Below are 9,838 nucleotides of genomic sequence, written 5' to 3'. Positions count from 1 at the left end.
CTCTGTGCACCAGCTGCGCGAGGCCGATACTGATCAGGAAATCTACGGGTTGCCGGAGTGGCTGGCCGTGGTTCAGTCGGCGCTGCTCAACGAATCGGCCACGTTGTTCCGCCGCAGGTACTACACCAACGGCTCGCACGCGGGGTTCATCCTCTACATGACCGATCCGCAGCCGGAGGGCATGGACGTGGACGCTTTGCGTGAAGCGCTGCGGGACTCGCGTGGGCCGGGCAATTTCCGCAACCTGTTCGTGCATTCGCCCAACGGCAAGAAGGATGGCTTGCAGCTGATCCCGATCAGCGAAGTGGCGGCCAAGGATGAGTTCACCGGTATCAAGCGCGTGACCCGCGATGACATTCTTGCTGCGCTGCGCATCCCCCCGCAGCTGCTGGGCATCGTGCCTCAGAATGCGGGTGGATTCGGCTCGATTCGGGATGCGGCCAGCGTGTGGGCGTCGATGGAACTGGCACCCCTGCAATCGCGGATGGCCATGGCTAACGAATGGATCGGCGAGGAGGTCATTACCTTCGCCCCGTTTGACCTAGGCAGTGCCTCCTGACGACAAGCTGCTGACCGTTGGTGACCAATCGGTCTGCTACGGCTCCCAATGGGAGTACCAAGGAAGCAACGAGCCGAGCACACCCTGCGTCGCTCAGCATTGGGGCGCGTGCCGCCAGGCTCGCGCGGATGGCTGGTGGTGGATCGCCGACGTGGCCGACGTGGCCGACGAGTCGGCGGCCCATCGGCCCGTGCAGTCGCGGCCGCGTATCTGCTAAAGCTCGATGCATCTTTCGAACTGATTATGTCGCAGGCTAGAAGCCCTTTTTGCTCAGGCCGCTATGTTCCAATGCGTCTTGAAGCGCCGAGCCAAGGAAATCTTGCCAGGATTCAAATTTAGATACTTTTTGAATCAAAGTATCCGCATCTGCGGAGTTGCAGAATTCGGCTAGAGCTTGATTCTGACTCGCATCAACACCCGCCGACGCAAGTAGCTCGTCCATTGACGGGAATCCGGTATGCTCCTTGACGAAATCACTTCGAGGCTCAAGGCCCAATACAGAATTAATGCTTTCAATGGCATCATCTGCGAAATCGCGAATTTGCGTAGAGAAATTGCTCATTATTTACCTCTTAGAGTTTATAAGTGGCCGGGGGGGGTCCTCGGCCAGCGCATAATATCCAAAACGACCCCGAATGCAACAAGGCCATCTTTAAATTAAATTAGTAGAATGTTAGTACGCATCCAATTTGGATGCTCCACCCAGCAAGTGCCTTCTCGTTTTTTATAATTATTGTGTATATCCAGATGGCACGATTTGGCCTTTGTAACGCGGGCATACTTCGCGGTGATTGGATCGGCCTAGGGCCGTTCTGAAGAACAGCGCCAGCAGTGGCCGACACCGCCCTCCGCGCTATGACCGACTGCCTGCACATGTTGAGGAGCCATCCACGCAGCTGACATTCGGCGTCGCTGAGAGGCTGGGCAGGCGCAAGCAGGCCCGCCGTGAGTTGCCCCTCGCTGAGATGGAGCATGTCGTTCCGTGGAACGCGTAACTGAGGTTGACCGAGCCGGACTGCCCGACTTCGGGTCGACGCGTCAGGCGGCTTTAGGCCAGTTACGTAATCAGCCATCGTTGCGATAGCTGGAGGGCGCCGTCCTGCAGACAGTCAGGCGGCGGTGCGCCTATCTGCGTCCCGACTGTAACCAGTGTAACCAGTCGTCCCAACGGCTGGTACGCACGCAGATCAACGGCAAATCATTGATATACATGGAAATGTGACGCGGTGTAACCAGCGTACCAATGTAACCAACAAAGACCGTCAGTCAGAAATCTCAGGCAGGAAATGGCAGGCGGCAAGACAGCAGGTAAATCGGCGAGACCGCTGGTAGACAAGAGAAGTGGCGGTCGGAGAGGGCCAACAGTGCCTGTGCAGGGGCTGTAACCAAAAAAGTGTTCCACAACCTCAGTTCATAGCTTTCCTGAAACGCTGCAATTAGTGGTGTTTTCTTCTTGGACGCTATCGGATGCCCTCATTTCTCCATTCCGTTGCGACTGCGCGTATTGCGTCCCTCTGGCCGTTCAGCGCCCCCTCGATCCCCTGCCTGGGTGCAGGGATTCGCAGGGATCGGGGTGACCCCTCCGTGCCCCCGCAAGCCTTGCTGGGTCTGTTACTGGCCCATGTGCAGGTGGTGCAGAAAAAGCATCCCACGAAGTGCGCAGGTGTGGCGGGGAGACAAGTGCGCGCGCCGGGAGCGCTCTAGGCTCGCCATCGTTGCCGCTGCCGGCGCTCATCTAAGCACGCCCTACCGCACCGCCGAGCTTGTCTAGGCGGTGCGCATAGAGTCGCATCGCTAGTGCATATCATGCCTGCGTCTGCAGCCCCGCCCGCAATAGCGACTTAATATATCGAAGCTAAAAATTAGGCTTGACTTAGTTGGTCAAGCCGCGAAAATTCGGAACTCCCGTCCATCAAGTAATCGATATGAAGAAGATTCCGCCAGAGCAGGTCGTACTTAGATCTATCTATGATCTTTATTACGATAGTTATATCCATAAGAAGGCGCTAGATCAGTTGGCGGAGATATTCATTGAGATTGACGTCAGCCTAGTGGCTGATGCACTTAAGGTAGACAGGCACCTCCTTTTTGGTTACCTCCGTCACCTGGATCGAAAGTACATAATTAGGTCAAAACCCAATGTCGCTGAGGCGCACCTTTTTGCAATTAAAGTTGGAAATCTCCGCCATGCGGTTGATTTCCCTTACCTGGCTGCCATCCTCTCAGCATTGGAGCTAGAGCATAGAAGGTTCAATTGGACACGCGGACTCTCAGTGCTGGCTCTTATAATTTCTCTTGCTGCTCTCATTGTTACCGCGACCACGGGAAGCGACCATGGCAGCCATTCCATTCGCATCGAGCAAGCTCGGATTGAGCGTGCCGTGATCTTGGCTCCGGGCGTTCCAAAGCCCGATGCAGACTTAGGTGTGTCGCGTCGGGTAGGAACTGAAGATCCCAACTCGCCGTGAGTTCGGCGCTTCCTTCAGACGACTTCCTGCGAAGGTGATTCTGACCCGATGGCCTTGGCGGCTGGCTTAGCGATAGATCAAGGCCGACTCCGCTAATCTAGTCACATGAAATTAGTGCTATCGCAACGTGTCCTCCCGACCCAGCGCGGCCGCACCCCCTCCCACTCTGGTAGATCGCTGCGTATGGGATACCTGATCTTCACGCTTCTCGCGCTTCTGCTGCTGGCGACGATATGCATCACGCTGCTATGGTCGCTAAGCGCTATGTGCCGCTTCCTTGCGCTGCTGATCCAGGAGTTCGCAGCGCCGCCAAAGGCGCGGTGACGCTGAATCCTTGTACGTAGGGCGTGACGTATGGCGGTAACTATGGCGGTAATCTAGCCTGCAATGGATCCACCTCTCCTTTGATAGCAATGGTTTTGCAGGCATATTGGAATCCCTCCGGGCGCGCCATTTTTCTGTCGGCTTCGGCCTGCCACTCACCTGGCAGATTCGCCCGCGCATGTCTCCGTTCTCAGTTTATGAGCCTCGCAGGGCGCAGAATGTGACTCTGTACTCCAGCTCCATTCCGATTGAGTAGACTCGGCGCCATGGGTATCGCCTTGCCAGCACAGGACAGCCTCGGCGTCGGTCTCTATTCCTACGCCGATGCCGCGCGCTTCATTGGCGGCAGCTCGTCGGAACTGCGCCGGTGGCTGAAGGGCTACCATGGCCGGAAGCACGGGAAGCCGGAAGCCCACCCTCCCCTGTGGAAGTCGCAATGGGCTGATTCAGAGATCGACGGCATTGGCTTTCGCGATCTGATCGAGCTGCGCTTCGTCCGCACATTCGTCGCATGTGGCGTGCCCCTCAACCTGGTGCGGCGAACCATTGTCGAGCTGAACGAGCGGCTCGGTAAGGAGTACCCCTTCACCAGCACGAGCTTCAAGACCGATGGGCGCCGCATTTTCATGGAGCTCGTGGGCGACAGCGGCGATGCCGCACTGGTGGATGTGGTGAAGCGCCAGGACGTGATGCGCAAGGTCATCGCACCTTCGCTGCGTGACGGCATCGAACTGGGCATCGATGATCGAGCCGAACGATGGTTCCCACTGAAGGGCTCCCGTGCGGTGGTATTTGATCCACAGCGCAGTTTTGGTCAGCCCATCCTTGCCGAATCGGGCGTTCCTACCATCGCCATTGTCGAGGCGCTGCGCGCCGAAGGTGGCGACGAGCGTCGCGTGGCCAGGCTGTATGACCTACCTCTGACTGCAGTGAAGAAAGCACTGCAGTTCGAGAATCGAGCCGCGCCTTGAAGGCGCAGATCGATGAGAATCTTCCGCCCGCGATGGCCCGGGCCATCGACGCCATTGCAGGAACGGACGAACACGAAGTCTTCCACGTGAGGGAGTTCGTGATGCCCGGTACTACTGACCTGGAGCTCTTCGACGCGGCCACCCAGCGTGGCATCCGCGTACACGTTACCCAGGATCATCATCATCGCAAGCCCGCAGAGCGCGAGGCGATCGCACGTCTCGGCCTGACCGTATTCGTTCTGGCCAAGGGCTGGAGCACCTTCAACCACTACGAGCGCGCAGCGCGGCTTCTGGAGTGGTGGCCCAAGATGATGCAGCAGGCCGAACTCGTGCAACCTGGTGCAATGTTCCGCGTACCGCATGCCAGGGCGTCCGGGGGACGGCTGACGCAGATCAAGGTGTCACGGTAACCGCTTCGCGCGTCAACCCTCATCATCCGTGAAACCATGCTGTGCACGCAGCATCGGGTCGGTCTCGATCATGAACATATGGAACAGGTGTTTATGGTCCCGCGGCCAGCTCCCCTGCAACAGACGCCACGACGCCACATCCACGCGCGGCAGCTTCCGTTCCAAGTAGTAGACGCGGCTGCCATCGCCCGAGAAGTGTCCATCCAGCAGCCGCCAGCGCGCGTGATCCACGCCGGGCAGAGGCTTCCCGTCGCAATAGACGCTGCTGTCGTCAACGGCGTACAGCGGATCCTGCGGGATTGTCTGCAGCAGATCGCCGCGCAGGCAGTGCTTCATGCGTCGGCCGCAGTGCCAGCCGCCGTGATCGTCGGCACCGTAGCCGCCCATACTGCCGAAGGTGGCGCAGTTGGCTTCGGCCAAGGCTTTCAGCGACGTCCCGTATTCGAAGTAGACATTGCGCTTGTCCAGCCAGTAATCACCGCACTGGCGGAAGCTGTCGCGGTCAATCGCGGGTGGAAAGACAGCCAAGCGTGGTTTCGGCTCTATGGATGCCAATGCACCAATGCAAACAGAAACGCCGGGCATCGCCCGGCATTTCAGTCACCGCATGGAAGGGATGAACCTCAGTACTTGCCGTCAAACGCAAATATCGGCTTGCGCGTCTTCCACGCACCAGCAGTAAAGTCGGGGAACTCCAGCGTCTGGAAACCGTTGGCGATCGACTGCTCGCTCAGCGGCGTGATCGCACTCCAGGTCACCGCATCGTAGATGTCGATCGGCATCGGTGCCTTGGCCTTCAGCGCTTCAACAAAGGCATGGATGACGAACCAGTCCATGCCGCCGTGGCCGGCGCTGGCAGCGGTGTCGGCATTCTGCTTCCACAGCGGGTGCTCGTACTGGTCCTGGTACTTCTTGAACTCTTCCCACTGGTGCGGCGGGCTGCGGCCTTCGATGTGGATCGAATGGTTCACGTCCATCCACAGGCCCTTGGTGCCCTGCACGCGGAAGCCCATCGAGTACGGGCGCGGCAGCGAGGTGTCGTGCTGCAGCAGGATGGTTTCGCCGTTCTCGCAGGCCAGCGTGGTGGTCACGATATCGCCCAGCTTGAACTTCACCTGGGTGCTGGGGTGGGTGGTGCCGCCACTCTTGGCCACGGTGTATTCGTGCAGGCCGCGCGCCTTGGCCGCAAAAGCGTTGATGTGGGTGAAGCGGTTGCCACGGTTGATGCCGGTGTACATCGCGCACGGGCCGATGCCATGGCTGGGATACAGCTCACCGTTGCGCTGCACCGAATGCTCGGTGCGCCAGCGTGCTTCGCTCCAGCCCTTGGGCCCGAATTCCACGCCGCTGTCGTAGGGCTGGTTCGGGTCACCGGAATTGAACTTCACGCCGCGCAGGTCGTGCTGGTAGCCGGCCTGCAGATGCACCAGCTCGCCGAACAGGCCCTGGCGCACCATCTGCAACGCCGCCATCACGTCGCGGCGGTAGCAGACGTTCTCCAGCAGCATGTACGGGGTGCCGGTGCTCAACTGGGTCTTCAGCACGTTCCAGTGGTCCTGCAGGGTGATGCCGGCCACCACTTCGCAGCCGACGGCCACGCCGGCCTGCATCGCGGCTATCGCCATCGGTGCGTGGTATTCCCACGGCGTGGCGATGATCACGCCATCGATGCCCTTCTGTTCCAGCAGTCGCTTCCACGCGTTGGTGTCGCGGTCCTGGCCATAGGTCTTCGGCGCCGGCTTGCCCGCCTTGGCCACCATCTCTGTGGCACGGCCGAGCATGATCGGCTCGATATCGCAGAGGGCAACCACTTCGACGTCGTCGCGGCGCACCAGCTCCTTCAGCAGCACCAGCCCGCGCATGCCGGTGCCGATCATGGCCAGGCGCACCTTGCGCCCGCGTGCCCAGGCCGGGCTCTGCGGCAGCAGGCTGCTGGCGGCGACAGCGGCGCTGGCCGCGATGAATTCCCTACGCTTCATGGCAGACATCTCTCCTCTTGGCAGCGTGCCGGCCACAGCCGGCACGCCAGGTCACGCAAACGGAATTACTTGAACCGGTAGCCGATGGTCACACTGTAACCACGGCCGAAGATGGTTGCGTAGTCACTGGAGTCACCCAGGAAGCTGTTCGGGTCGTAGAACGGCAGGCGGTTGAACAGGTTCTTGACGGTGAAGCTCAGGTTCCAGGCATCATCCGGGCGCCAGGTGACGCTCATGTTGGCGGTCCACCACGACGGTGCACCATCGCACTTGCTCTCCTGCAGGGCCAGGTAGCCGCCGGTGCAGGTTTCCTTGTTGTTGCTCTCTTCGTCGATCTGGTCGGTGGCCCACTTGGTGCCGCCGACGTAGTTGACGAACATGCTGGTGGTCACCTGCTTGTAGGTCCAGTCGGCATTGAGCGTGGCGCGCAGGCGCGGGTTGTTGTAGTAGCCCACCACGTCGCCGTAGTACCAGCCGTTCTCCGCGTCCATGTAGAAGCGGTTGCGGTTGGCGATGGTGGCCGCCAGGCCGATGTTCAGGTTACCCCAGTCGCCCAGCGAGAAGCGGCTGCGTGCGTCGATGTCGAAGCCGTCGATCAGGGTCTTGCCACGGTTCTTGTACTGGCCCACCACGCTGGCCACGTTGCCGGCCGAATAACCCGGCAGCACCGACGGGCAGCTCACGCCGCTGGCCGGATCGGCGCACATGGCCGCCAGCTGCGCCAGGTTGGCACGGTCGCTGTCGGTGATCGGCGAGCGCGACATCGAGATGATGTCTTCCATGCGGCGATAGTCCGGCGCGACGATTTCATTGTTGCGGTAGATGAACCAGTAGTCGGCCGACACCGACAGCCAGCTGGCCGGCTCGTAGACGAAGCCGAGGGTGGCGATCTTCGCCTTCTCCGGCTTCAGGTCCTTGTTCGGCTGGGTCATGCGCGCCACGGTACGGCTGCAATCGACGTTCAGCAGGGTCTTGCCGAGATCGACGTCGCCCGGCCGCTGCGACTTCAGCAGCAGGTTGGCGATGGCATTGGTCTCGCCGCAGCGCAGTTCGTCACGGAAGCCACCGAGCTGTGCGAACACGCCGCCATTGCCGGACTCGGCCAGGCTCGGTGCGCGGAAGCCGGTGGAATAGGTGCCGCGCAGCATCAGCTGGTCGAACGCCTGGTACTTGAAGCCGATCTTCGGCGCGACGTTGGCGCTGAAGTTCGGGTACTTGTCCACGCGGACCGCGGCGTCCAGCTCCAGCTTGTCGGTGATCGGTGCCACGGTCTCGGCGAACAGCGCGTAGGTGTTGCGCTTGCCGTCGAACCACGAGCCGCCCTGCTGGGTGATCAGGCCGTTGGCCGCATCGGCGTTGCCCGGGGTGTAGAAGGTTTCGCGGCTGGCGTTGAAGCCGAATGCGGCGCGCATCTCGCCGGCCGGCAGCTGGAACAGCGGGCCTTCGATCTTGCCGTCCAGGGTATGCAGGCGGGTCCACGACTGGATGTCGAAGGTCGGGAACGCTTCACGGATCAGCGCGGCGTTGGCTTCGCTGATCTCGCCGAACTTGTACGCCGGATGATCGGAGATGATCACCCGACCGGTGCCCGGATCGATCGTGTATGGGCCGAAGGCCTTCTCGAAGCCCTTGGTGTTGACGTTGATCGTCTGGTAGGTGGTGGAGTGGGTACCAGCGCTGGCGAATGCGGTCTCCCAGTTCCAGTCACCCACATTGCCACGTGCGCCCGCCAGTACCCGGTAGCTCTTGTCAGTGTTGCGCTGGCCGAAGTAGTTCGGGCCGGCATCCTGCAGCAGGTAGTTCAGGCCGACCACCCCGCCCATCATTGCCTTCAGCTGCGGGCTGGCGTGGTTGTATTCGTTGTTGGGGCCCAGGAACGGGTACAGGAACTGATTGACGGTGTTGCCGGTATTGCGCGAGAACCAGCTGGTCGGGTTGCCGGTGGTGGTGCCGTAGGTGCGCGGCGTACCGCCGTTGGCGCGCAGGTCGATGTCGGTGTAGGTGGCCTCGGCAAAGATCTCGGTGTTGTCGCCGACCAGGAACGTGCCGTTGAGGTAGGCGGTGTTGCGCTCGGACTTGGCGCCGGCATCGATCTCGTTGTTCATCCAGGTTTCCCAGACGCAACGCGGGCCGGCCGCTTCGCTGGTCAGCACGTTCCTGCAGCCCGGTGCGGCTTCCTGCACGCGGCGGCCGGTGACCGGATCGAACGCGAAGTAGGTACCCGGGTTGAACTCGCCCGGCTTGCTGCCCACGCCCAGGCGCAGGTTGTTGAGGTAGTTCGGGTTGTTGACGTAATACTGGTCGGGCCGCTTGTCGTAGAAGTCGCTGAGCGGAATCGCGTCGCGGCGGTACATGTTCACCGCGCCGTAGATGTTGAAGCGGTTCTCGGCCAGGTCACCGAAGCCGGCGGTGATGCTGGCCTGGCGCTCGCCGTAGGAGTCGATGCGCGAGGACGTATCGTTGGTGAAGCTGACCTCGGCACCCTGGAAGTTGCGCTTGGTGATCACGTTGATCACGCCGGCCACCGCGTCGGTGCCGTACACCGCCGAGGCGCCGTCGGTCAGCACTTCCATGCGCTCGATGGCCGCGGCCGGAATCGCATCGATGTTGACGAACTGGGTCTGGAAGCCGGCCGGTGCACCGTAGTACGACAGGCGGCGACCGTTCAGCAGCACCAGCGTGCCCTGGGCACCGAGGCCACGCAGATTGGCCTGCGAGGCACCGTCGGAACCGGTGAACAGCGACCGCGCATCCTGCTGCGCCGGGCGTGCGGCCGGCAGGTTGTCGAGCACCTGCAGCAGCGTGCGCGCGCCCATGTTCTGGATGTCCTGCTTGCTGATCACCTGCACCGGCGAGGCGGTTTCAACGTCGGTGCGGCGGATGTTGGAGCCGGTGACCTCGATGCGGGCCAGGTCAGTGGCCTTGTCCTTGCTCTCCTGGGCGAAGGCAGGAACGGCAACCGACAGCAGCACGCCGGCGATGGCCAGCGACAGCGGAGCGATCGAACGACAGGGGGGGCGGTGGTGGCGGGCGGGCAACATCGGGGTTCTCTCCTGGCAGGGGTGCAGCGCGATAAGTGAGCGCGTGGGCGTTCGGCGGGCAAAACGCTCCCGGGCCACGGCCACCA

At 61.3% G+C, this 9,838-nt stretch carries 9 protein-coding genes; 5 read left to right on the top strand and 4 right to left on the bottom strand.

What is annotated here, in order from left to right:
• Positions 1-559 (top strand): phage portal protein (locus AC5P9I_RS09260; RefSeq protein WP_495217360.1); only part of this gene is annotated, 559 nt, incomplete at its 5' end.
• A gap of 253 nt (positions 560-812) precedes the next feature.
• Here AC5P9I_RS09260 and AC5P9I_RS09255 read toward each other — a convergent pair.
• The gene (locus tag AC5P9I_RS09255; protein WP_478419026.1) at positions 813-1,121 is read right to left on the bottom strand and encodes a hypothetical protein; all 309 of its coding nucleotides are present in this window, start codon (positions 1,119-1,121) and stop codon (positions 813-815) included.
• Between the two features lie 1,363 nt (positions 1,122-2,484).
• Between AC5P9I_RS09255 and AC5P9I_RS09250 the strand changes: the two genes are divergently transcribed.
• The 4 genes from AC5P9I_RS09250 to AC5P9I_RS09235 all read left to right on the top strand — a co-directional run bounded on the left by AC5P9I_RS09250 (position 2,485) and on the right by AC5P9I_RS09235 (position 4,732).
• Positions 2,485-3,027, top strand: coding sequence for a hypothetical protein (locus AC5P9I_RS09250; RefSeq protein WP_478419027.1), 543 nt, complete (start codon positions 2,485-2,487; stop codon positions 3,025-3,027).
• A 183-nt stretch (positions 3,028-3,210) separates the two neighbouring features.
• A complete protein-coding gene (locus AC5P9I_RS09245) occupies positions 3,211-3,351 on the top strand; it encodes a hypothetical protein (RefSeq protein WP_478419028.1) in 141 nt (46 codons plus the stop codon).
• A gap of 266 nt (positions 3,352-3,617) precedes the next feature.
• Complete coding sequence (locus AC5P9I_RS09240) at positions 3,618-4,322, top strand: DUF433 domain-containing protein (RefSeq protein WP_049468866.1); 705 nt, start codon at positions 3,618-3,620, stop codon at positions 4,320-4,322.
• Entirely contained in the window at positions 4,319-4,732 is a 414-nt protein-coding gene (locus AC5P9I_RS09235; protein WP_495217359.1) for a DUF5615 family PIN-like protein, read from the top strand. The genes AC5P9I_RS09240 and AC5P9I_RS09235 overlap by 4 nt, the downstream gene beginning before the upstream one ends.
• Positions 4,733-4,744: 12 nt before the next feature.
• Here AC5P9I_RS09235 and AC5P9I_RS09230 read toward each other — a convergent pair whose 3' ends face one another.
• The 3 genes from AC5P9I_RS09230 to AC5P9I_RS09220 form a co-directional block, all read right to left on the bottom strand.
• A complete protein-coding gene (locus tag AC5P9I_RS09230; RefSeq protein WP_187756855.1) occupies positions 4,745-5,260 on the bottom strand; it encodes a DKNYY domain-containing protein in 516 nt (171 codons plus the stop codon).
• A 95-nt stretch (positions 5,261-5,355) separates the two neighbouring features.
• Positions 5,356-6,711 carry a Gfo/Idh/MocA family protein gene (locus AC5P9I_RS09225; RefSeq protein ID WP_187756856.1) on the bottom strand — a complete coding sequence of 452 codons (1,356 nt, stop codon included), beginning with the start codon at positions 6,709-6,711 and terminating at the stop codon, positions 5,356-5,358.
• Between the two features lie 65 nt (positions 6,712-6,776).
• Complete coding sequence (locus AC5P9I_RS09220; RefSeq protein WP_197591040.1) at positions 6,777-9,752, bottom strand: TonB-dependent receptor; 2,976 nt, start codon at positions 9,750-9,752, stop codon at positions 6,777-6,779.
• Between the last annotated feature and the right edge of the window lie 86 nt (positions 9,753-9,838).

The sequence above is a fragment of the Stenotrophomonas sp. YJH_SMC_29 genome, from assembly GCF_059371235.1.
The sequence above is the reverse complement of the archived record's forward strand: the minus strand, read 5'-3'. Positions and strand labels throughout refer to the sequence as shown.

What these genes read in the sequence shown, in the direction of transcription:
- AC5P9I_RS09255 (WP_478419026.1), bottom strand. Translation starts at nt 1,121, where the DNA reads ATGAGCAATTTCTCTACGCAAATTCGCGATTTCGCAGATGATGCCATT.
- AC5P9I_RS09250 (WP_478419027.1), top strand. Translation starts at nt 2,485, where the DNA reads ATGAAGAAGATTCCGCCAGAGCAGGTCGTACTTAGATCTATCTATGAT.
- AC5P9I_RS09245 (WP_478419028.1), top strand. Translation starts at nt 3,211, where the DNA reads ATGGGATACCTGATCTTCACGCTTCTCGCGCTTCTGCTGCTGGCGACG.
- AC5P9I_RS09240 (WP_049468866.1), top strand. Translation starts at nt 3,618, where the DNA reads ATGGGTATCGCCTTGCCAGCACAGGACAGCCTCGGCGTCGGTCTCTAT.
- AC5P9I_RS09225 (WP_187756856.1), bottom strand. Translation starts at nt 6,711, where the DNA reads ATGAAGCGTAGGGAATTCATCGCGGCCAGCGCCGCTGTCGCCGCCAGC.
- AC5P9I_RS09220 (WP_197591040.1), bottom strand. Translation starts at nt 9,752, where the DNA reads ATGTTGCCCGCCCGCCACCACCGCCCCCCCTGTCGTTCGATCGCTCCG.